This is a genomic window from Streptosporangium sp. NPDC000509 (genome assembly GCF_042898365.1).
In the GTDB taxonomy this organism is placed as follows: Bacteria; Actinomycetota; Actinomycetes; order Streptosporangiales; family Streptosporangiaceae; genus Streptosporangium.
Map to the genome: position 1 here is coordinate 314,718 of NZ_JBIAYX010000011.1, position 23,409 is coordinate 338,126.

At 68.3% G+C, this 23,409-nt stretch carries 21 protein-coding genes and 2 tRNA genes; 15 read left to right on the forward strand and 8 right to left on the reverse strand.

Annotated features, from left to right (window positions below):
- The first annotated feature begins 183 nt into the window (after positions 1–183).
- Complete coding sequence (nudC, locus tag ACFY3D_RS22130; protein ID WP_389981855.1) at positions 184–1,161, forward strand: NAD(+) diphosphatase; 978 nt, start codon at positions 184–186, stop codon at positions 1,159–1,161.
- A 215-nt stretch (positions 1,162–1,376) separates the two neighbouring features.
- On the opposite strand, the gene ACFY3D_RS22135 is transcribed toward nudC, so the two are convergent.
- Both ACFY3D_RS22135 and ACFY3D_RS22140 read right to left on the reverse strand, forming a co-directional pair.
- Complete coding sequence (locus ACFY3D_RS22135; RefSeq protein ID WP_350947839.1) at positions 1,377–1,631, reverse strand: glutaredoxin domain-containing protein; 255 nt, start codon at positions 1,629–1,631, stop codon at positions 1,377–1,379.
- A 58-nt stretch (positions 1,632–1,689) separates the two neighbouring features.
- Entirely contained in the window at positions 1,690–2,901 is a 1,212-nt protein-coding gene (locus ACFY3D_RS22140; RefSeq protein WP_389981857.1) for an alpha/beta hydrolase, read from the reverse strand.
- Positions 2,902–3,076: 175 nt separating this feature from the next.
- On the opposite strand from ACFY3D_RS22140, the gene ACFY3D_RS22145 reads away from it, so the two are divergent.
- The 5 genes from ACFY3D_RS22145 to ACFY3D_RS22165 all read left to right on the forward strand — a co-directional run bounded on the left by ACFY3D_RS22145 (position 3,077) and on the right by ACFY3D_RS22165 (position 7,128).
- Positions 3,077–5,149, forward strand: a complete 2,073-nt coding sequence (locus ACFY3D_RS22145) for an ATP-dependent DNA helicase UvrD2 (protein ID WP_362924454.1) — start codon at positions 3,077–3,079, stop codon at positions 5,147–5,149.
- Positions 5,146–6,012, forward strand: coding sequence for an acyl-CoA thioesterase II (tesB, locus tag ACFY3D_RS22150; RefSeq protein ID WP_362899172.1), 867 nt, complete (start codon positions 5,146–5,148; stop codon positions 6,010–6,012). The genes ACFY3D_RS22145 and tesB overlap by 4 nt, the downstream gene beginning before the upstream one ends.
- Positions 6,013–6,127: 115 nt before the next feature.
- Positions 6,128–6,430 carry a hypothetical protein gene (locus ACFY3D_RS22155; RefSeq protein ID WP_350947835.1) on the forward strand — a complete coding sequence of 101 codons (303 nt, stop codon included), beginning with the start codon at positions 6,128–6,130 and terminating at the stop codon, positions 6,428–6,430.
- Positions 6,431–6,557: 127 nt separating this feature from the next.
- Entirely contained in the window at positions 6,558–6,827 is a 270-nt protein-coding gene (locus tag ACFY3D_RS22160) for a WhiB family transcriptional regulator (protein ID WP_329085648.1), read from the forward strand.
- Between the two features lie 145 nt (positions 6,828–6,972).
- The gene (locus tag ACFY3D_RS22165) at positions 6,973–7,128 is read left to right on the forward strand and encodes a hypothetical protein (protein WP_350947834.1); all 156 of its coding nucleotides are present in this window, start codon (positions 6,973–6,975) and stop codon (positions 7,126–7,128) included.
- Positions 7,129–7,702: 574 nt separating this feature from the next.
- On the opposite strand, the gene ACFY3D_RS22170 is transcribed toward ACFY3D_RS22165, so the two are convergent.
- Together ACFY3D_RS22170 and ACFY3D_RS22175 are read right to left on the reverse strand one after the other, a co-directional pair.
- The gene (locus ACFY3D_RS22170) at positions 7,703–9,040 is read right to left on the reverse strand and encodes an AarF/UbiB family protein (protein ID WP_362899176.1); all 1,338 of its coding nucleotides are present in this window, start codon (positions 9,038–9,040) and stop codon (positions 7,703–7,705) included.
- 136 nt (positions 9,041–9,176) lie between these two features.
- On the reverse strand, positions 9,177–10,277 hold the full coding sequence (locus ACFY3D_RS22175; protein ID WP_362899178.1) for a ThiF family adenylyltransferase: 1,101 nt from the start codon (positions 10,275–10,277) through the stop codon (positions 9,177–9,179).
- A 472-nt stretch (positions 10,278–10,749) separates the two neighbouring features.
- Here ACFY3D_RS22175 and ACFY3D_RS22180 point away from each other — a divergent pair, with 472 nt between their 5' ends.
- Both ACFY3D_RS22180 and ACFY3D_RS22185 read left to right on the forward strand, forming a co-directional pair.
- Positions 10,750–11,265 carry a M48 family metallopeptidase gene (locus ACFY3D_RS22180; protein WP_350947831.1) on the forward strand — a complete coding sequence of 172 codons (516 nt, stop codon included), beginning with the start codon at positions 10,750–10,752 and terminating at the stop codon, positions 11,263–11,265.
- Positions 11,262–11,861, forward strand: a complete 600-nt coding sequence (locus tag ACFY3D_RS22185; protein ID WP_389981860.1) for a hypothetical protein — start codon at positions 11,262–11,264, stop codon at positions 11,859–11,861. Before ACFY3D_RS22180 ends, ACFY3D_RS22185 begins: the two co-directional genes overlap by 4 nt.
- A gap of 15 nt (positions 11,862–11,876) precedes the next feature.
- Here ACFY3D_RS22185 and ACFY3D_RS22190 read toward each other — a convergent pair whose 3' ends face one another.
- The 3 genes from ACFY3D_RS22190 to ACFY3D_RS22200 all read right to left on the reverse strand — a co-directional run bounded on the left by ACFY3D_RS22190 (position 11,877) and on the right by ACFY3D_RS22200 (position 14,891).
- Positions 11,877–12,908, reverse strand: coding sequence for an endonuclease/exonuclease/phosphatase family protein (locus ACFY3D_RS22190; RefSeq protein ID WP_389981862.1), 1,032 nt, complete (start codon positions 12,906–12,908; stop codon positions 11,877–11,879).
- 136 nt (positions 12,909–13,044) lie between these two features.
- Entirely contained in the window at positions 13,045–13,590 is a 546-nt protein-coding gene (locus ACFY3D_RS22195) for an NUDIX hydrolase (protein WP_389981864.1), read from the reverse strand.
- Positions 13,587–14,891, reverse strand: coding sequence for a zinc-dependent metalloprotease (locus ACFY3D_RS22200; RefSeq protein WP_350947827.1), 1,305 nt, complete (start codon positions 14,889–14,891; stop codon positions 13,587–13,589). Before ACFY3D_RS22200 ends, ACFY3D_RS22195 begins: the two co-directional genes overlap by 4 nt.
- A 79-nt stretch (positions 14,892–14,970) precedes the next feature.
- On the opposite strand from ACFY3D_RS22200, the gene ACFY3D_RS22205 reads away from it, so the two are divergent.
- The 7 genes from ACFY3D_RS22205 to ACFY3D_RS22235 all read left to right on the forward strand — a co-directional run bounded on the left by ACFY3D_RS22205 (position 14,971) and on the right by ACFY3D_RS22235 (position 22,036).
- Positions 14,971–16,047 (forward strand): NAD-dependent epimerase/dehydratase family protein, encoded by a 1,077-nt coding sequence (locus ACFY3D_RS22205; protein WP_389981886.1) that lies wholly within the window; start codon positions 14,971–14,973, stop codon positions 16,045–16,047.
- 101 nt (positions 16,048–16,148) lie between these two features.
- Positions 16,149–16,574 carry a molybdenum cofactor biosynthesis protein MoaE gene (locus ACFY3D_RS22210; RefSeq protein WP_350947826.1) on the forward strand — a complete coding sequence of 142 codons (426 nt, stop codon included), beginning with the start codon at positions 16,149–16,151 and terminating at the stop codon, positions 16,572–16,574.
- A gap of 83 nt (positions 16,575–16,657) precedes the next feature.
- A complete protein-coding gene (locus tag ACFY3D_RS22215) occupies positions 16,658–17,704 on the forward strand; it encodes a PDZ domain-containing protein (protein WP_389981866.1) in 1,047 nt (348 codons plus the stop codon).
- 321 nt (positions 17,705–18,025) lie between these two features.
- Positions 18,026–20,968, forward strand: a complete 2,943-nt coding sequence (locus ACFY3D_RS22220) for a UPF0182 family protein (protein ID WP_389981868.1) — start codon at positions 18,026–18,028, stop codon at positions 20,966–20,968.
- A gap of 71 nt (positions 20,969–21,039) precedes the next feature.
- Positions 21,040–21,116, forward strand: a tRNA-Met gene (locus ACFY3D_RS22225).
- A 225-nt stretch (positions 21,117–21,341) separates the two neighbouring features.
- Positions 21,342–21,418 (forward strand) — tRNA-Met (locus ACFY3D_RS22230).
- A gap of 189 nt (positions 21,419–21,607) precedes the next feature.
- Entirely contained in the window at positions 21,608–22,036 is a 429-nt protein-coding gene (locus ACFY3D_RS22235) for a PH domain-containing protein (protein ID WP_389981870.1), read from the forward strand.
- Positions 22,037–22,438: 402 nt separating this feature from the next.
- On the opposite strand, the gene ACFY3D_RS22240 is transcribed toward ACFY3D_RS22235, so the two are convergent.
- Positions 22,439–22,849 carry a hypothetical protein gene (locus ACFY3D_RS22240; RefSeq protein WP_350947823.1) on the reverse strand — a complete coding sequence of 137 codons (411 nt, stop codon included), beginning with the start codon at positions 22,847–22,849 and terminating at the stop codon, positions 22,439–22,441.
- Positions 22,850–23,409 lie beyond the last annotated feature (560 nt).

Sequence of the window (23,409 nt, forward strand, 5' to 3'; positions counted from 1 at the left end):
CCGAGGCGTGTGTCACTTCTCCCGCGCGTACGCAGAGAAAGGGGGAGGGTTCGTGCGCCGAGACGTGTGCCACGTTCCTCGCGCGCATGCCGGGAAGGAGGGAGGACCTGTGCGCGCAGAGGGGCGGATGGGGGCTTCGTCCTGCGGCGTAGTATGTGCACTCGGTGGGGGAGGCTGAACGGCGTGGAAATCGCGGCACAAGAAGAACTGTTGGGACCGCTGCTGCTCGCGCGCAGTGCCGTCGACCGGTCGGCGGCGCTTCGCGGCGACGCCGAGTGGCTCGAAAAGGCCTGGGCGGACACCGCGACCAGGGTCGTGGTCATCGACGACGGACAGGCGCTGGTCCGGCGCAGCGGCGGAGAGGCCAAGCTGGTCCTGCTGCCCACGGCGGAGGCGCCGGACGGGGAGCGCTACCTGCTCGGCGTCGACGCCGAGGGCATCGCCTACTTCGCCGTGGCGGCACCGTTGGCGGACAGCGTCCACACCGGTTCCTTCAACCGGATCGTCGCCCCGCTCGCCTCCTCGGAGCTGGAGGAGGGCCAGACCCTCACCGCCGGACTCCGCCAGGTGGGGGCGATGCTGGAGGATCTGGACGCGGGGCTGCTGGTGTACGCGGTCGCCCTGGAGGCATGGCACTCCACCCACGAGTTCTGTCCCCGGTGCGGGAGCGCCACCGAGGTGCGCGCGGGTGGGCACGTACGTGTCTGTCCCAAGGACAACAGCCAGCACTTCCCCCGGGTCGATCCCGCGGTGATCATGCTGGTTCGCGACGAGGACGACAGGTGCCTGCTGGCCAGAGGGCCGCAGTGGCCCGAGGGGCGGCTCTCGGTGCTGGCCGGGTTCGTCGAGCCCGGCGAGTCGCTGGAGCACGCCGTGGCGCGCGAGGTGGCCGAGGAGGTCGGTGTGCGCGTCGTCGAGCCGCGCTACATGGGCAGCCAGCCCTGGCCCTTCCCGCGCAGCCTGATGCTCGGCTTCTTCGCGCGGGCCACGTCGACGGAGTTCGTCCTCGATGCCGAGGAGATCGCCGAGGCCCACTGGTTCAGCCGTGCCGAGCTGCTGGCCGCGGTGGAGAGCGGCGAGGTGCGCCTGCCGCCCGAGGTGTCGATCGCCCGCAGGCTCATCGAGGCATGGTACGGCGAGCCGCTCACCGGCGACTGGTGACCCTCTCCGCGGGAAGGCCACGACCCGTCCCCGCCGGGGAGAAACGCTGGGAAAAGACCTCGCCGCCCTCGGGATCTCCCACCTTGCGGGGAAAACCTCCGACAGGCGGCGGATCGCCGGGTCACGAGGTCGAGGACGTCCCGGCATACGAGAGCCCCGGTGTCCATGGAAGCGAGACCGGGGCCCGGCAGTGGACCTGACAGTGGAGAGGGCGGTTACACGCCCGCGCCCGCCAGGATGCGCTTGAGCTCGATCACCGAGGGGTTGGTCCTGACGACCTGGCCGGTGGGGGAGTCGACCACGACGGTGGGGACGACCTGGTTACCGTTGTTCACGCTCATGACGAACGTGGCCGCGTCCGGGTCGCTCTCGATGTCGACCTCCTTGTAGGAGATCCCCTCGCGGCTGAGTTGGCTCTTCAGCCGCTTGCAGGGACCGCACCAGGTCGTGGTGTACACAGTGAGCGCCATGTCGTGAAAAATCCCCTCATGTGATGTCCGGCGCCATTGGCAACACAGCGAGGGCCGTTCATCTTCCCGATGGGAGCAGTTTCTCCGCGACCCACTGCTGAACCCGGTCCGCCACACCGGGCAGCCGGTAAAGAGGTGAGCTGTGCGCGATGCCGGGCTCGGTGACGATCGTCACCGGCACGCCGACCTTGCGCAGGTGCTCCTTGAGCTGCTCGCTGTGCTCCGGCGACACGAACTCGTCCTCGGAGTGCACGACCAGCATGGGCGCGTCACCGCGGCTCGCGTGCCACGGCACCTCCATGCTCGCCCAGACCCTGGCGCACTTGCCGGTGGGCTCACAGCCCCCGGCGAGCCTGATGGCCGACTCGCGAAGCTTGCGCCTCTCCAGGTCGAAGGTGTCGATGCCCTCGGTGTACGCCGTGAGCGGGGACATCACCGGGGAGATGCCGACGACGCCGCGCATGCCGGGCCAGCCGTTCTTGTAGGTGCCCACGGCCCCGGCGAGGTGGCCTCCGGCGGAGAAGCCGACGACCACGTAGTTGTTCGGGTCGAAGGACCACAGTGCCGCGTTCCGCCGTGCGGTGGCGATCGCGCTCAGCGTGTCGGTGCGCTGTGCCGGCCAGGAGGCGTCGGTGGAGAGGCGGTAGTTGATGTTGAAGACGACGTAGCCCTGCTCGGCGTAGCTGCGGCTTATCTCGGTCATGTACTTCTTGTCGCCCGACGACCACCAGCCGCCGTGGATCAGGAAGACACCGGGCCGCTTCAGCTCGTCGGTCTGGTACCAGACGTCCATGCGCTGGCGGACGTGCCGACCGTACGCGACGGTGTTGACGACCGTGCCCTGCACCAGGGGGTCGGGCTGGCCCACCGGAGGGGGCGTCGGGTTGCCCGCGCGGGTCTTCTGGGTGGAGGTCTTCTTGGGGTCGCCCGTGCCCGTACCGCCCGTGCCCGTACCGCTCGTGCCCGTACCGCTCGTGCCGGCCTTGCTCACGCCGGTCCCCGTGCCGGTCCTTCCCGCGGTGGCCGTACCGATCTCGGCCACCCCGGTGGTCGCCTTCGCCGTGCCGTACGTGCTGCGATCCGTATCGTCCGCGCCGGCCTTCGCGGTACCGGTGGTGGCTCTGCCTGTGGGTGCCTCCGCCGAGCCGGGTGCGCCGCCGGTCTGGGCCGGAGCCGAGACCGTGTGGGCGTGCGCGGTCGTGTACGCCACCGCGGGTACAACCATCGCCGTCGCCAGGGCGAGTGCACCTACGGTTACCCCAGTTCGCACGAGCCTCTTCCTTCCCCCGGATCGGTCGCCCCCATTGTGGAGCAAAAAGCCCGCTTTGTGCATCTCGGCGAACCGCATAGGTTGACGGCGGCATGTTGCCAGAATGACTGATGCTTGGCCAGTGACTGGGAGGATGTTGCCGCCCGGTCCGTTCGACTGCGTGTAAGGAGGCTCCGTGGAGCCCGACAACGTTCTGGCGGCACTGGACCCCGAGCAGCGTGAGGTGGCGGAAGCCGTCAGAGGACCGGTCTGCGTCCTCGCGGGGGCGGGAACGGGCAAGACCCGCGCCATCACCCACCGCATCGCGCACGCGGTCCGCAGCGGAGTGGTCGACGCCCAGGGCGTGCTGGCGGTGACGTTCACCACTCGCGCGGCCGGTGAGCTCAGGCAGCGGCTGCGGCACCTCGGCACGCCGGGCGTGCAGGCACGCACCTTCCACGCCGCCGCGCTGCGCCAGCTCACCTACTTCTGGCCGCGCGTCATCGGTGGCGACCCGCCCAGGGTGATCGAGTCGAAGCTGCCGCTGCTGATCGACGCCTGTCGGGTCCTGCGCAAGAACCAGGACCGTTCCGAACTGCGTGACATCGCCTCCGAGATCGAATGGGCGAAGGTCACCCAGATCGCCCCCGAGGACTACGCGGAGGCCGCGAAAAAGGCGGGCCGCGTCTCGCCGGTCCCCGCCGAGGAGGTCTTCCGGCTCTACGAGGCCTACGAGAACCTCCGCCGCGACCGGCACCTGGTCGACTTCGAGACCATCCTGGAGCTCACCGCGGCCGTGATGACCGAGCACCGCGAGGTGGCCTCCCAGATCCGCCAGCAGTATCGCTACTTCGTGGTCGACGAGTACCAGGACGTCAACCCCCTGCAGAAGCTGCTGCTCGACACCTGGCTCGGCGGGCGCGACGACCTGTGCGTGGTCGGCGACCCCAACCAGACGATCTACTCCTTCACCGGGGCGACCCCCCGCTACCTGACCGGTTTCTCGGTCGAGCACCCCAACGCCACCGTGATCAAGCTGGTCCGCGACTACCGTTCCACGCCCCAGGTCGTCTCCCTGGCCAACCGGGTGCTCGACAGGGCACGCACCCCGCACAAGCTCGCCCTGATCGCCCAGCGCCCCGACGGCCCCGAACCGGTCTTCACCGAGTACGACGACGAGACCGCCGAGGCGGAGGGGGTGGCCCGGGCGGTGAAGAAGCTCGTCGGCACCGGGGTGCCCACCCGCGAGATCGCCGTGCTGTTCCGGGTCAACGCCCAGTCCGAGGCGTACGAGCAGGCCTTCGCCAAGGCCGGCCTGCCGTACGTGCTGCGCGGCGCCGACCGCTTCTTCGAGCGTCCCGAGGTCCGCCAGGCGGTCGTGCTGCTGCGTGGCGCCGCCCGCTCGGCCGAGCCCGGCGACACGCTCGCCTCGACCGTGCACGACATCCTGGCCGGCATCGGGCTCACTCCCGAGGCTCCCGGCGGGGGCAAGGCCCGCGAGAAGTGGGAGTCACTGAAGGCACTGGCCGATCTCGCCGAGGACCTCGCCGCCACCGGCGCCGATCTGCCCGCCTTCGTGGCCGAGTTGGAGCGCCGGGCCGGAGAGCAGCACGCGCCGCCGGTCGAAGGGGTCACCCTGGCCTCGCTGCACGCCGCCAAGGGCCTGGAGTGGGACGCCGTCTTCCTCGTCGGCGTCGCCGACGGCATGCTGCCGATCATCTACGCGGAGACGCCCGAGCAGATCGAGGAGGAGCGCCGCCTCCTGTACGTCGGCGTCACCCGCGCCCGCGCCCACCTCGCGCTGTCGTGGGCGCTGGCGCGTTCACCCGGCGGGCGGCGTTCCCGCAAACCGTCCCGCTTCCTGGACGGGCTCACCGGCCGCTCCGCGCGGAAAAGCCGCGCCGACGCCCCGGCCGCGGCGGCCGACCGCCGCCAGGTCGCCGCGCCGATCAGCTGCCGGGTCTGCGGCAAGACCCTCACCGCCGCCACCGAGCAGAAGCTCGGCAGGTGCGCGGGCTGCCCCGCCGACTACGACGAGGCGCTGCTCGGTGCGCTCAAGTCGTGGCGTACGGGAGTGGCCAAGCACGAGAAGATCCCCCAGTGGGCGATCTTCACCGACGTCACACTCCAGGCCATCGCCGAACGGGCACCGCTTTCGGAGCAGGATCTCCTCGCCATCACCGGAATCGGACGGGTCAAGCTTGATCGTTATGGTGAGGCGGTACTTGAACTATGCCGTATCGCCGCAAACCAGACGGAGGGCGCGTGAACGAGGCGTTGAAGGAGCTTCTGGATCTGCTCGACCTGGAGCAGATCGAGCTCGACATCTTCAGGGGGCGCAGCCCGAAGGAGCGCATCCAACGTGTCTTCGGCGGCCAGGTGGCCGCCCAGGCACTGTTCGCCGCAGGACGGACGGTGCCCGACGACCGCCACGTCCACTCGCTGCACGCCTACTTCATCCGTCCCGGAGACCCGGCCATCCCGATCGTCTACAACGTCGAGCGGGTCCGCGACGGCCGGTCCTTCACCACCCGCCGGGTGGTGGCCATCCAGCACGGTAAGGCGATATTCACCATGTCGGCCTCCTTCCACGTGACGGAGACCGGTGTCGAACACCAGGCGGCCACGATGCCGCAGGTGGTCGACCCCGAGGGCCTGCCGCTCTTCAAGGACCGGATTCTCCAGGCGGTGGGGCCGGACTCGCCGCTGCGAGAGTGGGTCTCCAGGCCGAGACCGGTGGACGCCCGCTACGTCACCCCCCTCACCTGGGAGGCCTACCGCGACCCGGAGCTTCGCGGTTCAAACACCAACGTGTGGTTCCGCTACGACGCGGAACTGCCCGACGATCCGCTGCTGCACGTGGTGCTCGCCGCCTACGCCTCCGATTTCACCCTGGTCGACACCGTCCTTCTCACCCACGGCCTCGCATGGGGCGCGTCCAACCTCTTCGGCGCGTCGCTGGATCACGCGATGTGGTTCCACCGTCCCTTCCGGGTGGACGAGTGGATGCTCTACGCCCAGGAGTCACCGTGGTCCGGGGCGGCGCGAGGGCTCGCCAAGGGAGAGATGTTCACCCGGTCCGGGAAACTGGCCGTGTCGGTAGTTCAGGAGGCGATGATCCGCGTGAGATAGTCGCAAAACCGCAGGTGGAAAATAGGTTGCCCACTCCCCGGGCCGGGGTTTAAGGTCATGGACATGCAAGTCGGACGCTACTGTCCGACGATCAACGAATGGAGGTGAGTCCGCTGTGAAGAGCATCCTGATGCAGTCCCAGATGGGGCTCACTTCTGCGCGCCGTAACACCGTTCTGCCTTGCGACAGTCAGGTCATCCTCGCCGGTGGCGTGGCTGCTCTGGCTCTGCAGGTGGACTCTGCCCGCTTCCACGCCGAAGCCGGCCGTCGTTGGTTCGCTCCGGCTGATTTCCCGGCGACGGACGTCCCGGCTGTTCGGAGTGGGCTGGGCGGCAACTACGCAACAACGACCAAGCACATCGGAAACGGTGGACTGCGCGGTCCGCAACCCTGGGGGCAACCTCCGGTCATAACCTGACCGAGGAAAAAGCCTTCAGGCCGCGGATCCGCACACAGGATCCGCGGCCTTCTTGTTTGTCCGCGTCATTCCTGACCCCCACCCCAAGAGGTAACCGAAGATCAACACCTAGCTGAGAGGTGAACAGATGGGGGCCCAGACGGTCATGGACCTGATCGACGAAGCCACAATCCCCTGTCGTACCGACCCCGACCTGTGGTTCGCCGAGTCTCCGGAGGACGTGGAGTTCGCCAAGGCGCTCTGCGGGGGCTGCCCGATCCGTGAGGCCTGCCTGGCCCGCGCGCTGGAGCGCGAGGAGCCGTGGGGCGTCTGGGGCGGCGAGCTTGTTCTGCGGGGGGCGATCGTTCCCCGGAAGCGTCCGCGTGGGCGTCCCCGCAAGAACCCGGTCGCTGCCTGAACAACCCGGTAACCGCCCGAACCACCCAGAACTCGAACCGCCGAGAACCCGGATCACCAAGAACTCGGCCGACCACGAACCACACGTTTCCGAAGGGACCATTCCGATGAGCCACTCCAACACCAGAGGCCTCCCCCTGCCGTCTATGCAAGAAGAACTGGTCCGTGACCGAATACGGACCCTCCACCGGGAGGCGGAGGAGCATCGCAGGGCCGCAGGTCTTCAGCGCCTCCGGCGCGCCCAGCGTGAGGCGGAGCGCGCCTCGGCGCGCCTGCGGAGCGCGATCCTGCGCCTCGTCTGATCCGTCATCATCTGTCATGATCTGCCCGCCTTGATCTGTTCGACCTGACCGGTAGGGACCGGCGGCGACGCGTAGAGCACGCACGAGAAACACGCGAAGCCGCACGGAAGAGGACGTTAAGAGCGAGACGGGCCGGACGGAGGCGACGGACTCGAAGAGTGAGACGAACGAGGGGTGACCCGCTCAGGCGGGTCACCCCTCAAGCGTCTCGCCGGTCTCGCCGGAGCCACCACGCCGCGGCGTGTCGCAGGACATTGCGGCACATCGAGAGGCATCGAGAGGCATCGCACCGCGTCGTGGTAGGTCCCGGGAGGGGAGTATCGCGGCACGTCGTGGCACATCGAGGGGTATCACAGCACGTCGCCGCGTCACGACAAGGGGACAGCCTTCGGGCGCCCATAAGCCATCGGCGCCCTGTCCGTGCGGAAGTCGTAGAAGCGGGCGCTGTCCGGGTAGAAGCCGTAGAACCGGCGCCCTGTTCGTGCGGAAGTCGTAGAAGCGGGCGCTGTCCGTGCGGAAGTCGTAGAAGCGGAAGAAGTCGTGGGAGCGGAAAGTCGCGGCAGGGAGAGGTCCCTCAGGCGCTGGTGAGGGTGGGCTCTCCCGAGTCCTCGTCGGTGAACCCGGGGACCCAGCGGATGACCTCCTCGCGGAAGCGGGCGGTGGCGCCGAGCTGGCAGAGAACACCGACCCCCGCCGCGTGCACCCGGTGGATGAGAACGTACGAGGCCGGCAGGTTGAGCTGGCGCACCACATTGCCGGGACGCAGGTCGGTGGCCGTGGCGGCCTGCTGCTGGAGCCACTCCCTGCTGAAGGAGAACTCCTCCACGGCGGTCGGTTCGACGTAGGGGGCGAGGAACGCCCGCAGGGCTTCGGGGTCGATCTCGATGTGCGGCTGAATGAAGCCCTCGTCGCGCAGGCCCTGCACGACGGTCGCCATGTCGCCGTTGTTGAAGATGCGGGTCAGCTTCCCGAAGACCGGTGGGTATCCGTCGGGCATCCGGTTGACCGCGCCGAAGTCGAGCACGCACATCCGGCCGTCCTCGACGATCCGGAAGTTGCCCGGGTGGGGGTCGGCGTGCAGCATGCCCAGCCGCGCGGGCGAGGAGAACAGGAACCGGACGAGCTGGAGACCGGCCCGGTCACGCTGCTCCTGGGTGCCGTCGGCGATGATCCGCGACAGAGGGGTGCCGTCGACCCATTCGGAGACGAGCACCTGCTCGTTGGCGGCGATCACGTCCGGGATCAGGAAGTCGGGATCGTCCTTGTACTCCAGGGCGAAGGCGTGCTGGGCCTCGGCCTCGTGGAGATAGTCGAGCTCCTCGACCACCCGCTCGCGCAACTCGCTCAGCACGGCCTTGATGTCGAGGCCGGGCAGCAGCACCCCGAAGAGCTTGCCGAGCCTGGACAGCTGGGTGAAGTCGGAGAGCAGCGCCTTCCCCGCCCCCGGATACTGGATCTTCACCGCGACCGTCCGGCCGTCGTGCCAGACCGCCTTGTGCACCTGCCCGATCGACGCGGCGGCGGTGGGCCTGTCGTCGAACGACAGGAAGTTCTCCCGCCAGTCGTCACCCAACTGCTCGACGAGGACCTTGTGTACGGTCGCCGCGGGAAGCGGCGGAGCCGCGTCCTGGAGTTTGGTCAGGGTCGCGCGGTAGGGGCCGGCGACCTCGGCGGGCAGTGCCGCCTCGAAGATGGACAGCGCCTGGCCGAGCTTCATCGCCCCGCCCTTGAGCTCCCCGAGAACCTTGAAGATCTGCTCGGCGGTGCGTTCCTGGATTTCCTGGGCGACGATCTCGGCGGACTTGCCCCCGATTCGTTTTCCGAGACCGAGAGCGGTGCGTCCGGCGAACCCGATCGGCAGGGCGGCCAGCTTGGCAGAGCGCGCAACGGCGCGGCGCGGAAGGTCACTCACCTTGGTTAGCGGCGCATCCGCTGCTACAGCGAGACGCCGCTCCCTCCCTTCGCTGTGTATCCGTCGGCGGCGGGTAGCCGACCGCTGTGTCCGTCAGCTGTGTCTGTCAGCTGTGTGTTTGTGAGCCGTGCGTCCGTCAGCGACAGGCAGCCGACGCGACCATTGTCAGCGACCCCAACTCGTTTCGGAAGCAACGACATTGAGGATGAACACTCCAGGATCGCCTCTTCCAGCTCCAATCTGGCAATACTTCCACTGTGCTGTTGGTCACAGCGGGCTCACGGCCGTCGATCACGGCGAGTGCGTGACCTGCGGCAGTCGCCGCCACCAGCGTCGACAGCACCGTCCCACACGCGATTTCTCCCGCGGGGAAACCACCCAGACCGGCGCTGACGACAGGCCAGCCAGGGTCACGATCTCGTCGGGTCAAATCTAGGCAGTGCAGGCATGTGCTCCGTCCAGGCAGCACCAGAGGGCCGACCGACCCGGAGCCCTCGAAGGCGGTGACCAGCAGGTGCGGGATCTCCCACTCGACGAGCTCCTTGACCAGGAGACCGTCCAGGGGCCCCACCGGAGCGAGCACCGCCAGGTCGAAAGGTCTGGCCCCATCGGCCAGCTGGGCGGCCCCGTCGCCGGTCCACGCCGTGAGGCCGGGCGCGAGCCTCTTGGCCACCGCGACCGCGCCGTCCTGCCTGCTCATTCCGACCTCCGTCCAGCCGAGCCCGCCGGGGACGACGTCCCTTCGCCGGGCCGTACCGGGATCGACGACGCAGATCCGGCCGACCCCCGAGGCGGCGAGCAGGGCGACGACCTGCGCGCCGACCCGCCCCGCGCCGTAGACCCGTACCTGGGCCTCTCGCCTGCGCTCCAGCACGGCGAGACCGCCGTCGATCGTGCCCGGTGTGAGGGAGAGCGCGTCGAGATCCGGCTGGAGCCTGTCACACTCGGCCATCGCGAGTGTGCGCAGCGGACCGGGGGCCGCGCCCGCGTCGTCCACCACGCCACGGCTGACCAGCAGATCGAGCAGAGCCCGGCCGTCCTCCTCGCCGAGGCCCACCTCGGCGGCACCGGCCAGCACGCCCGCGAGGTCACGAACGCCGTCGAGACTCTCGACCCAGCGGCGGACTCCCGGCTCCAGATCGGTCAGCACCACCGCGTGACGAGGATGCAGACCGAACTGCAGGGTGCGTCCGTCGCGGGCGACGCGGCGCAGGGCGGGCTTCAGACGTGGTCTCATCGCAGAACCTTTCTCAGGAGGAACCCGCAGGTGAGCCGGGAAAAACGGGTGGGCCGGCCGGGTGGGCCCAGCGTGGCACGGCCCCTCAAGATCCCAGACACCTTTCCCGTCGCCTGTGGATAACTCTCAACCTGTGGATAACTCACCCCCGTGCCGGCCCCCGTCCTGTCGACCGCTCAAAAGATCTCCCTGGCGAGTAAGGGGCGCGGATCTCGACGCCGCGCCGCGCCGGAAACCCCTCGCCCGGCCCGTCATGATGATCTACGACGGCATGCTTGAAGGCTCGGCAGGCCGGAGAGAACAGCGGGTCCCGCGTTTCGGCGACGCATGAGACGGCTGATATCCAGGTTAATTAGATAAGTCACGGTCATAGTTGATCATCCACGCTGAACAATCGGCGAACGGGGATTGACCAGCGGGAACGTGTTCTACCCTCTGGTGTGAATTCGCCATTCTCGGCTACCGTTCATATGTGCCCCCCGAGACAGTCGAGGTCCGTCGTAGTTCTCGCCGCCGGCGGACGGTTTCTGCGTACCGCGACGGCGAGAAAACGATCGTGCTCCTCCCCGCCGGTTTGAGTAGCACCGATGAGGAACAATGGGTGCGCCGTATGCTCGATCGCCTCGCGGCCAAGGAGCAGCGCAGACGTCCCTCCGACGACGATCTCCTCGATCGGGCCGTCGATCTGTCGGCCCGATATCTGGGCGGGGAGGCGAGACCGTCGAGCGTGCGCTGGGTGGAGAACCAACAGCACCGCTGGGGCTCGTGCACCCCCGATCACGGGACCATCAGGATCTCCACGAGGCTCCGGGGCATGCCGTCGTGGGTGGTCGACTATGTGATCATGCATGAGCTCGTCCACCTGCTGGTGCCGAGCCACGGCTCGCGCTTCTGGGCGCTCGTGGAACGATATCCCAAGGCCGAGCGGGCGCGAGGCTTCCTGGAGGGATTCTCCACGGCGGCCCACGGTTCCGCGGAGGGGTTTTGACGGAAGAACGAGTGGTGGCCGTCCTGGTCACGCCCTCCGTGGCGGACGCGGCCCCCGCGGGGATCGACGCCGCCCTCTTCCGCACGGCCCTCGCCGAAGACGCCTACGAGCTCGTCGCCGGGCTCGACTTCGTCTCTCCGGTCGTGGTGACGAGCGTCCCCGGCATGGAGGAGATCGTCTGGCCGGGCACCCCGGTCGTCGAGATCCCCGATCTTTCCGGGAGCGCCCTGGTCGAGGCGGCCTTCGCGGCCCTGCCGTACGGACGACAGGCGGTCCTGCTGAGCGCGGACGCACCCGACCTGCCCCCGTTGCTCATCGGCAAGCTCTTCCGCGAGCTGGGCCGGGCCAGGATCGCCGTCTGCCCGGACACCGGGGGCGGCACGGTGGCGCTCGCCGCCCACCTGCCCTATCCCGACTGGGCCGCGGTGGGTTTCGACGACCTCGACCCGGTCAAGGCGCTCCGCGCCGCCGCGCCCGGCAGCCGCATGGTCGCGAGGGGTCCCGGCTGGCACCGCCTGCGCACCCCCGACGACATCCGCCTCCTCGACCCCGGCCTGGAGGGCTGGGACAACACCCGGGCGCTCCTGTCGCCCTGACGTTTCGGAAAGCCGTCAGGACGGCGAAGGTAGTCGCAGGTCGGCGAAGACCGCCCGGTGGTCGGTGCCGGGCACCGTGTGCACGCTGACCGCGTCGACTCCCACCCGCCGGTCCACCACGATGTGGTCGATCGTGATCAGTGCGGGGACGCGTCTGTTGACCGGCCAGGTGGGGGTGAGGCCCTCCCCGGCGACGGCGGCCGCGTCCTGGTAACCGCGGCTCAGGAAACGCCGCATCGCCGCGTGGTCGAGGCTGGCGTTGAAGTCGCCCGCGAGGATGCGGATCGTGTCGGGCGCGGCGGAGGGCAGGGCCTCCAGCGCGGCCGTCCAGTCGTACACCTGCCTGCCCAGCGGCGGGAAGGGATGCACGTCGACGATCTCGACGGGTTTGGTGCCGGGGACCGTCATCAGCGCGGCGGGCATGTTGTGCCCGATCGCCTCGAACAGGTCCTTCCTCGGAGTCAGCGGATACCTCGCGTACAGACCGCTTCCACCGGCGCTCCACTCCGGCTCCAGCACCTGGTACGGCAGGATCTCCTCCAGCCCGGCGGCCCGCAGATCCTTTACCATTCCCGGGGTCAGCTCCTGGGTGCTGAACACATCGGGATCCAGCCGCCGGACCAGATCCATCACGGCGTCGGGCTCGGCACGTCCGAAAAGCGTGTTGAGCGTCAGCACCCGCAGCGGCGTTCCCGCCGCCGCCACCGCGGGATCCCCGGAACGGAAGGCCCTGGGGAGCACGCTGAGGCCGAGCGCCGCGGTGGTGACCAGCGCCACCGCCGTCACCGCCCGGTTGCGTGTCAGCGCCGACAGCAGCAGCGGTACGAGCGAGGCCGCGGCCACGTACGGGGTGCCGGTCATGAGCTGGGTGGTCAGCGAGTCGCGTTCGAGCCCGGCCACCCGGGCCACCGCCCAGGCGGCGAACGGGGTCACCGTGGCCCAGGCGAAGGTTTTGGGAACCTTCCAACGCCGTCGGCGCGCCGACGGCGCGGCGGCGCTCCCGACGCTCCCGACACGTCCGGTGCCCCTGTCAGCCGCTGTCCTCACGCTCACAGTGCCCCGATCCGTTCCGTACAGCCCGATGAGAACGAAGATATCCGGGCAAAGATGAGACAAGCGTAAAACGGTCCAACACTCTCGGGGCATGCCCGGAACAGGCCGGAGTACGGCATCGAGCTTCCGATCACCTGGAACGCAGGGCCTCACGGGCACGGCGGGCCAGCCGGCGGGTCGCCTCGTCGGAGAGCTCGGGGATCTCCTCCACCGGGAACCAGCGCAGGTCGAGCGACTCGGCGCTGATCACGGCCTCGACGTCGGCGGGAGCGACGGCGCCGTACTCGACGTCGAGATGGCTGCTGTGCGGGGGGTGGCACCAGACCCGGTGCCGGTCGAGCGCGAGCGGGCCCGGCAGCAGCCGCAGGCCCGCGATGCCGGACTCCTCGGTGGCCTCACGCAGCGCCACCGCCTCCAGGGAGGCGTCGCCGCGCTCGCAGTGACCTCCCATGGGCAGCCACATCCCGGCCTTGCGGTGCAGCGTCAGCAGCACCCGCTCACCGTCGTGGGAGAGCACCGCGGTCGTGGCCGTCAGGTGGCCGGTGACGCATTCGCGCCACATCGCGTCGTCGTTGGCGTGGACGTGCTCAAGGAACTCCTTGCGGAGGATCTCCTCCTCCGCCGTCGGGGCGACCCACCCCATGAGCACGTCCTTCGCGTCGGCGCGCAGGCTCACGCGCTCCCGTCCTCACCGTCGTCCTCGCGCTTCTTCTCGGCGTCGCCGCCGTCACGGGGAGGCTCCCGCAGGGTCCCCTCCAGGGACGACAGGTCGAGCTCGGGCTCGCCCCGCACGAACCTCTCGGGATTGTCGAGATCGTCGGCGGTGGGCATCAGGTCGGGGTGGTTCCAGACCGCGTCGCGGCCGTCGACGCCCCGGTCGGCCTCCAGGGCCTGCCACAGGGTGGCGGCCTCGCGCAGGCGGCGGGGCCTGAGTTCGAGGCCGACGAGCGTGGCGAAGGTCTGTTCGGCGGGACCACCGGTCGCCCTGCGGCGCCGTACGGTCTCCGACAGCGCGGTCGCCGAGGGGAGCTTGCCGTCCGCGGCGCCGTCCACGACGGTGCCGACCCAGCCCTCGACCAGGGCGAGCATGGTCTCCAGCCGGGACAGGGCGGCCTTCTGCCGCTCGGTCTCCTCGGGCTTGAGCAGGTTGCCGCCGCTCAGGGCCTGCTGGAGCTGCTCGGGATTGTTGATGTCGAGCCCGCGGAGCTGCTCCTCCAGCGCGGACGCGTCCACCGTGATGCCCCTGGCGTACTCCTCCACCGCTCCGAGCAGGTGCGCGCGCAACCACGGCACATGCTGGAAAAGCCGGTGGTGAGCCGCCTCGCGCAGGGCGAGGTAGAGGCGGATCTCCTCGGCGGGGATCTCCAGGCCCTGGCTGAACGCCGCGACGCCGCCGGGCAGCAGGGCGGCGTTGTCCGACAGCGGCAGGCCGATGTCGGTGGAGCCGATCACCTCCAGGGCGAGCGAGCCGACGGCCTGGCCGATCTGCTGGCCGACCATCATGCCGCCCATCTGTTTCATCATCCCCATCAGCGGCCCGGCCATGGCCTGGGCCTCCGCGGGCAGACCGGCGGCACCGAGCGTCCCGCTCATGGTCTCGACCATGCGGGCGGCGATCGGGTCACAGAGCTTCTGCCAGACCGGAATGGTCTTCTCGATCCACTCCGAACGGCTCCAGGCCTGAGGGTTGCTCACCCCGCTCGGCAGGGAGGTGGCCTCGTTGAGCCACAGGTCGGCCAGATTCAGGGCGTCGACGATCTGGCGCCGCTCGCCTTCCATGACACTTGGATCGCCCTCGGCGACCACCACGTGCCGTGCGATGTTCTTCGCCATGTCCCAGTTGACGGGACCTGAGGTCGGCGGAGCGGAGAGCATGTCGGCGAACTGGCGCATTGCCGCTGCGATCTGCTCCGGGTTGCCGAACATGGCGAACGGGTTCTCGTTGGGGTCGTTTTCCCGACCTGGCAAGTCAGTCACCGCTCTACCTCGTGCAGGATGGAGGAGTCCACATCCGCCACGTTATCCGTCGCATGGCGGGTCAGTGCAAAGTGAGGACCTGGTGCCTACCTCGAAACGCTCCCGGCCCCCCGTCGTCGCCGTCACCGGCGCCGCCTCGGGCCTAGGCCGTGCCTTCCTCGCGAAGGTCGCCTCGTCTGCGGATTTCCGCAGGGTCGTGGCCATCGACGAGCAGCGTGGTGACGTTCCCGACGTCACCTGGCGGGTCCTCGATGTCCGAGATCCGCTCTTGGCGAACCGCATATCTGACATCGACGTGCTCGTACATCTGGCCGCCGACTACGCGCTCGACGTCAACCCGACGGAGCGGCGCGCCTACAATCTGCGAGCGGCCCAGACGGTGCTCACCGCCAGCGCGGCCGCGCGGGTGCGACGGGTCGTGCTGCTCACCAGCGCCATGGTGTACGGAGCCGTCCCCGACAACCCGGTCCCGCTGCCCGAGGGGGCGCCGGTCGCCGCCGAGCCCGACACGGGCATGGTCGGCGACCATCTGGAGATCGAGGCGCTGGCCCGCCGCTCCCTGCGCAGCCACCCCGGTCTCGGCGTGACGGTGGTCCGGCCCGCCGCCGTGGTGGGTCCCGGCATCGACAGCGTGGTGACCAGGCACTTCGAGGCGCCCCGGCTGCTGACCGTGAAGGGATGCGCCCCCCGCTGGCAGTTCTGCCACGTGGACGACCTCGTCTCGGCCCTTGAGATGGCGGCGCTCGGCACGGTCTCGGGGGTGGTGGCCGTCGGCGGCGACGGGTGGCTGGAGCAGGAGCAGGTGGAGGAGATCTCCGGGCTGCGCCGGCTGGAACTGCCCGCCGGGCTGACCTTCGGCACCGCCCAGCGCCTGCACCGCCTCGGCATCACCCCGGCCCCGGCCACCGACCTGCACTACGTCGTCTACCCGTGGGTGGTCGACTGCACCGCGCTGCGCGAGGCCGGTTGGAAGCCGATGTGGAGCAACGAGGCCGCGTTCGAGCAACTCCTCAAGTTGCGCGAGGGCAGGCACGCCGTGGTGGGCCGTCGCCTGTCGGGCAAGGAGGCCACACTCACCGCGGCCGGCGCCACCGTCGCCGTCCTCGGCACCGCGGCGATCGTCCGGGCCGCCCGCAAGAAGCGCCGCACCACCTGATGTCCGCTCAGGGCGTACAGGCTCGTACGGGTCCTGGCGCGGATCCCGTCAGCGGAAGTGCGCTGCGGGGGCCGTTTTTCCCTGCCGGTACGCTTTGCGGCGTGGATGTCATCCGGTTGCTCGATATTCGCGACAGCGCGCTCTCCGTCGACGAGGTGCTCGCCGCCGTCGGTGACCACGCCGCGGGCGGCACGACGGTCTTCGTCGGCACGGTCCGTGAGCAGGACCACGGCAAGCCGGTCACGGGCCTGTCCTACTCGGCGCACCCGAGCGCCGTGGACGAGCTTCGCCGGGTGGCGGAGAAGATCGCCACGGACTTCCCGGTGACCGCGCTCGCCGCCGTTCATCGAGTCGGTGACCTGCGGCTCGGCGATATCGCGGTCGTCGTGGCGGTCGCCGCGCCACACCGAGGCGAGGCGTTCGAGGCCTCCCGCAGGCTGATCGACGACCTCAAGAGCCAGGTCCCCATCTGGAAGAACCAGTTTTTCGCCGACGGCTCCTCCGAGTGGGTGGGGGCCTGCGAGTGAGATCGACCGGCCGGTACGCGACCGTCGGCGCGGCGGCGTCCGGGTACGGTTTCATGACCTGTCGTACGGCATAGGCTTTGTCCATGTCCCGACGTGCGCTGACCCTCATGGTGGCGGGCTTCCTCACGCTCATGTTCGCGCTGGTCGGCGCCCTGCTGCCGGTGCCGTACGTCGTGCTGAGCCCAGGGCCGACCGAGAACACCATCGGGGACGTCGACGGCAAGCCGGTGATCAGCGTCGAGGGGCGCCAGACGTATCCGACGGAAGGCAAGCTCAGCCTCGTCACCGTGGCCTACCAGGGTGGACCCGGCACCAGGATCGATCTTTTCAGCGCGCTCAGGGGATGGATCGATCCCACCATCGCGGTCGTGCCCGAGGAGACGATCTTCCCTCCCGCGACCACCGCGAAGGAGGTCGAGGAGCAGAACACCCAGGAGATGACGAACTCCCAGGACGACGCGACCGCGGCGGCGCTGACGGAGTTGAAGATCCCCTACAGCTCGGTCGTGACCGTGGCCTCCACGGAGAAGGGCCTGCCCGCCGACGGCAAGTTCAAGATCGGCGACGAGATCGTCTCGGTGGACGGCACCCCCGTGTCCGACCGCGAGAGCGTCTCCGCCGCCGTCCGCAGGCACAAGCCGGGCGAGCAGGTCGGTTTCGTCGTCAACCGGGGCGCCGAGAGCATGACCATCACCGTCCCGACCGTCGCGGGCCAGGACGGCGCACCCCTCGTGGGCATCACCATGCGGGTCGGCTACAAGTTCCCCTTCCAGGTCAAGATCAACGTCGGTGACGTCGGCGGGCCGAGCGCGGGGATGATGTTCTCCCTGGGCATCGTCGACAAGCTCACCCCCGGGCCGATGACCGGCGGCAAGTCCATCGCGGGGACCGGGACGATCACCGCTGAGGGCGACGTCGGCCCGATCGGCGGCATCCAGCAGAAGATGGTCGGCGCGAGGAAGGCGGGGGCGACGATCTTCCTGACCCCCACCGAAAACTGCGCGGAGGCGGTCAAGGCGATCCCGGACGGTCTCAGGCTGGTCAAGGTCGCGACCCTGCGCGAGGCCGTCCAGGCGATCGACGCGATCCGCACCGGCTCGGGTGCCGTGCCGAGCTGCCCGGCGGGCTGACTTCCGAAGCCGGACGGGAGCTCCTGGGGCGAGGGAATGAGACCTCGGGAGTGAGCGGCAGGAGAAGCCCGGAAAGCGGGACGCGCCGCCCAATTAGGTAAAAGATCCGGTTTTCCGGGTCTTGGGCCTCGTGACGGGGCACTCATCAGGGTCCTCGTACGTTGGACCTAAGGACCCGAGACCAGTTGGTGTTGTGGCCGGACCGTGCCCGAAAGGCTGAACGCGGCCCATTGCCCGCCGGTGTAGGTTGCCAGACACGGACCGTGCTCTTACGACAAGGGGTTGGCCTTGAGCTTCCGGACCCCCGGAGCCGGCAGGGCAATGCGCTTGCCCCGCCGGCCACGACTGCTAGTTCCCGTCGCGATCGCGCTGGGCGCGATAGTTATCCTTTTCTTTCTCTTTGCCGGTATTTTTACTGATTACCTTTGGTACGACTCGGTCGACTACACGGCCGTCTTCTCCGGTGTGATCGTCACGCAGATCCTGTTGTTCGCCGTCGGCGCACTGCTGATGGTCGGGATCGTCGGCGGCAACATGCTGCTGGCGTACCGCATGCGACCGATGTTCGGTCCGGGAATGTTCGGTGGCGCCAGCGGTGCCGACCGGTATCGGATGGCCCTTGACCCGCACCGCAAACTGATCTTCCTGATCGGTGTGGCGGTGCTCGGCCTGTTCTCGGGTTCGTCCTTCTCAGGTCAGTGGAAGACCTGGCTGGAGTTCATCAACGCGACGCCGTTCGGTACGACCGACCCGCAGTTCAAGATGGACATCTCCTTCTTCATGTTCACCTATCCCTTCATCCGGATGGTGCTGAACTTCCTGTTCGTCGCGGTGGTGCTCTCCGCCCTGCTGTCGGCGATCGTGCACTACCTGTACGGCGGGTTCCGGCTCCAGTCACCCGGCGTGCACGCCTCGCGCGGCGCTCGGGCGCACCTGTCGGTGCTGCTGGGCATCTTCGTGCTGCTGAAGGCGGTCGCCTACTGGGTCGACCGGTACGGGCTGGTCTTCTCCGACCGGGGCTTCAGACACGGTGCCTCGTACACCGACATCAACGCGGTGCTTCCCGCCAAGACCATCCTGGCGATCATCGCCCTGATCTGCGCGGTCCTGTTCTTCGCCGGGGTCGTGCGCGCCGGGGGCATGCTGCCCGGCGTCGGTTTCGGTCTCCTGGTGCTCTCGGCCATCCTGATCGGCGGGGTCTACCCGGCCCTGGTCGAGCAGTTCCAGGTCAAGCCGAACCAGCAGGGCAAGGAGCAGGAGTACATCAAACGCAACATCGACGCGACCCGAACAGCCTACGACGTCAACGACGCCGAGGTGATCGACTACACGGCTCAGGGAGACCCGAGCAAGGTCAACGTCAGCGCCGACAGCTCCATCTCCGGCGTGCGCCTGCTCGACCCCAGCCTGGTCGCGAAGACGTACCAGCAGAAGCAGCGGATTCGCGGTTACTACGACTTCCACGATCCGCTCGACGTCGACCGCTACCCCGACGAGAACGGCACGATGCGCGACACCGTCGTGGCCGTGCGAGAGCTCACGGGGCCGCCGGCCGAGCAGAACAACTGGATCAACCGGCATCTCGTCTACACCCACGGCAACGGTTTCGTGGCGGCGCCCGGCAACGAGGTCGACTCCGAAGGGCTGCCCAACTTCGACGCCAAGGACATGCCGGTCACCGGCTCCCTGGTGGAGCGGACGAAGCTCAAGGAGTCGCGGATCTACTTCGGCGAGGCACGCGGCGCGGCCGAGTACGTCGTCGTCGGCGGCAACGGCCAGAGGAATCAGGAGCTCGACTACCCCGAGAGCGGTGGCACCGGCCAGAAGAACACCACCTACGAAGGCAAGGGTGGTGTCCCGGTCGGATCCTTCATCAACCGGATGCTCTACGCCGCCAAGTACGGCGAGATCAACCTGCTGCTGTCGGGTGACGTCAACCCGGACTCCAAGATCCTCTACGAGCGCAACCCGCAGCAGCGTATCGCCAAGGTGGCGCCGTTCCTGAGCCTGGACGACAACCCCTACCCGGCGATCGTCGACGGCAGGGTGGTCTGGATCGCCGACGCGTACACCACCTCCAACGCCTACCCGTACTCCCAGAGCAAGAGCCTGGAGGCGATGACGCGCGACACCATCACCGACCCGCGCGTAGTGGTCCCGCAGCCGCGCGACCAGATCAACTACATGCGCAACTCGGTGAAGGCCACGGTCGACGCCTACGACGGCACCGTCAACCTGTACGCCTGGGACGAGAAGGACCCCATCCTGCAGACCTGGCGCAAGGCCTTCCCCGGCGTCATCAAGCCGCAGACGGAGATGACGCCCGAGCTCAGGCAGCATCTTCGCTACCCGGAGGCGCTGTTCAAGGTCCAGCGTGACGTGCTTTCCCAGTACCACATCGCCGACCCGAACGCCTTCTACAGCGGCCAGGACTTCTGGAACGTCCCGAACGACCCGTCCTCGGGCGAGCGCGACATCAAGCAGCCGCCGTATTACCTGTCGGTCAAGATGCCGAGCACCGACAAGCCCACGTTCTCGCTGACCACCACGTTCGTGCCGCGCCAGGGACCCAACCTGGCCGCGTTCATGGCCGTGGACGCCACCCCCGGAGAGGACTACGGAAAGCTGCGCATCCTGCGCATGCCCTCCAACACCACGATCCCCGGTCCCGGCCAGGTGCAGAACAACTTCCAGAACAAGTTCTCCGGCGAGCTGAACCTGCTCGGGCTCGGCCAGGCGAAGGTCCGCTACGGCAACCTGTTGACCCTGCCGTTCGCCGACGGCCTGGTCTACGTCGAACCGGTCTACGTGGAGATCGCGGCCGCCTCCGGCCAGGAGCCGTACCCGATCCTCCGCCGCGTCCTGGTGGCCTACGGCAGCAAGGTCGGCTCGGCCGACACGCTCAAGGGCGCGCTGGAACAGGTCTTCGGCGACAGCACCCAGGCCGCTCCACAGGAGCAGCAAGGGGAGGGTAAGCCGGCCGAGGAGGCGAACGCCAACCAGCCCACCACCGCGCTGGCCCAGGCGATCGACGAGGCGCAGAAGGCGTACGACAAGGCACAGGCCGCTCTCCAGGCCGACCCGCCGAACTGGAACGACTACGGCGAGGCCCAGAAGGAGCTCCAGGAGGCGCTGTCGAAGCTGAAGGGCACCGAGGCGAGCCCCGCGCCCACCCCGTCTCCCTCGGCGTCGGGATCCCCGGCACCGTCGGCGACACCCACACCGGTCCCATCCGCCACACCGACACCCACACCGAATCCCTAGAAAGACACCGGGGCCCAGCGATCTGATTCGCGTCCGCCACCAAAGCCGGGTATGGTTGAGACATACACCGACGCGGGGTGGAGCAGTTCGGTAGCTCGCTGGGCTCATAACCCAGAGGTCGCAGGTTCAAATCCTGTCCCCGCTACCAATCGAAAGGCCCCGGTCGCCGGAAACGGCGACCGGGGCCTTTCTTGTTTTTCCTCCTCGGGATCTAACGCGTCCAGAGGCTTCTGCGGTGGGGACATCGCCTCGTGCCCGTCCGTGAAACCCCGGAGGCTCCGCGGGCGGGGGCGACGTGAGGCCGGTGACCTCGCGTTTCCGTGCCGATTTGCAGCCCGAGGGGAATCCCGGATAGTGTTCAAACACACACCGACGCGGGGTGGAGCAGTTCGGTAGCTCGCTGGGCTCATAACCCAGAGGTCGCAGGTTCAAATCCTGTCCCCGCTACCAATCGGAAGGCCCTGATCTCCCAGAGATCAGGGCCTTCCGCGTTTTGGGCAGTCGAGACCTCTTGGGCGGTCGAGACCTCGCCTTCGTGCGCCTGGCCGGGGCATCCACCGCTGTGCGTCAAGGCATGTCGGGCCTGGCGTGCGGGAGGCATTTCGAGAGATGCCGGAGTTCGAGAGGTAGCGTGCCGTTGTGAGCGAAACGTCCGGACCTATCCTGCGCTGGCGCGTGCGCCGCGATCTCCTCATCATGAAGATCGTCGGAGCGTTCGCCCTCGCGGTGCTCACGGTCCTCACCCTCGACGACCCACGAGGGGCGATCCTGGCGGGTGCCGCGACCGCGATCCTGACAGCGCTGGTGGTGCGCGATCTCCTCGCTCCGGTACGGCTCACAGCCGATGGCGAAGGTCTCGTCGTGGTGAGGGGCTTCGCCGGATCCGAACGGGTGCCGTGGAGCGCCGTCGAGCGTATCCGGGTGGACACACGGACCCGCTTCACCTCGCGTACGGAACTCCTGGAGATCGACACGGGGGAGGGCATCCACCTGCTCAGCCGGTTCGACCTGGGAGTGCCGTGCCGGCAGGTGGCCGACGAACTCCGCTCGTTCCGGACGGGGGCATAGTCCGCCGGATCCCCGGGTGCCGGGACGCGAGACCGTCCCGGTGGTGCCTTCCGACTCCGAACCGGGACCCGGCGCCGATGATCGGCCTCCTGGTCCCGGCCCGCGAGGGCATCCCTCAGGCTCTGGCCCTCACCCGGCGATGTCTCGGGACGAAACCGGGCCTGGTGCGGCGCACCAGCAGACTCGCCTTGTAGCAAGCCCAGCAGGTGAGGAAGGCCCCAAAGGAGACTTGTCCTATCCACGTCCACGTCGAGGTCTCGACGGCCGTGAACATCACTACACCGGTCCAGACAAAGCCGAAGACGCCCACGAGGGTCGCCGCAGCCCAATTCAGCCCTCGCTGCAACATGCCTGGAGTCTTACAGATCTTGGTTCAAGCCCAGGTCAATGACGCGGAACGCCTCATCGTGGGAGGCTACGGCTTGTGCCGGCGCACCTCCGCGCGCGAGAGCCTCCGGTGTTCATCGGGGTCGTCCCCAGAGGATTCTCCTCAAGGCAGGCCAGTAGCGCCGCCGCGGTGTGGGCGTCGCCGAGGATCCGGTTCACCTCGTCCTCGGATGTCGGGAGCTGGCCGCGCTTGGCGAGCTCGTCGGTGAGGAAGGTCAACGGCTCCGGGTAGCCGGCCGCCTCCGCGGCGACCGTCGCCCGAGCCGCGGTGAGGAGACGCAGATAGTAGGCGCGGAGGGTCGCCTCTCTCATACGTGCGTCTTCAAGGTCGTTCAGCAGAGACCTGGCAACCCTCAGCAGGTCGCCTGGGTGGTCGGCCTCCGCATCGATGTGCGCGCGGATGTCGTCGAACTCCGAGCGGGTCATGTGCTCACCTCCACGGCGGAGTCAGGATTCTGACCCTCGCGCCTCTTCGTATCCAGAGTCGATTGCGGATGGCTTGACGTCTGGTTGCGCGCTTGCCTGTTTGGGACGCGCGAGTCTCCGGGATGGTTGGCAAGTTGTCTCTGTGACGTGAGAGTCCTGGTAGTGTTCTTTCCGCAGGGCAGCGAGCATCCAGGTTTAAACCTCCAGGAGCGAACTAACTGCCCGGCAAAACCCTCTCTCCACCCCGGCAAACCGGATGTGTCCGAGTGATTGGACAACGATCGGATGTTGGAGTAAGTTAGAGGGGTTGCCCTGGAAACGGGGTGGTCGCAATCCTAGCGGGTTCGGCGGGTTCGAGTCGAGGGTCGGAAAATCCGACAGTTTGACACGAAAACGACACTCCCGATAAGATAGTGATACGAAATGGAACGCCCCGGAGTTCTGCCGGACCGGTTGGTCGGGTGTGGGTGATGGTGTACGCGTCCGTTTCTTGAGAACTCAACAGTGTGTTAAAAGCCAGTGCATGAAGCACAACCCCGTCCTACCCGCTTCGGTGGGGG

Excerpts from the sequence above, each read along its gene's own strand:
- ACFY3D_RS22135 (WP_350947839.1), bottom strand. The coding sequence starts at position 1,631 with ATGGCGCTCACTGTGTACACCACGACCTGGTGCGGTCCCTGCAAGCGG.
- ACFY3D_RS22160 (WP_329085648.1), top strand. The coding sequence starts at position 6,558 with ATGGGGGCCCAGACGGTCATGGACCTGATCGACGAAGCCACAATCCCC.
- ACFY3D_RS22165 (WP_350947834.1), top strand. The coding sequence starts at position 6,973 with ATGCAAGAAGAACTGGTCCGTGACCGAATACGGACCCTCCACCGGGAG.
- ACFY3D_RS22175 (WP_362899178.1), bottom strand. The coding sequence starts at position 10,277 with ATGAGACCACGTCTGAAGCCCGCCCTGCGCCGCGTCGCCCGCGACGGA.
- ACFY3D_RS22215 (WP_389981866.1), top strand. The coding sequence starts at position 16,658 with ATGTCCCGACGTGCGCTGACCCTCATGGTGGCGGGCTTCCTCACGCTC.
- ACFY3D_RS22220 (WP_389981868.1), top strand. The coding sequence starts at position 18,026 with ATGCGCTTGCCCCGCCGGCCACGACTGCTAGTTCCCGTCGCGATCGCG.
- ACFY3D_RS22240 (WP_350947823.1), bottom strand. The coding sequence starts at position 22,849 with ATGACCCGCTCGGAGTTCGACGACATCCGCGCGCACATCGATGCGGAG.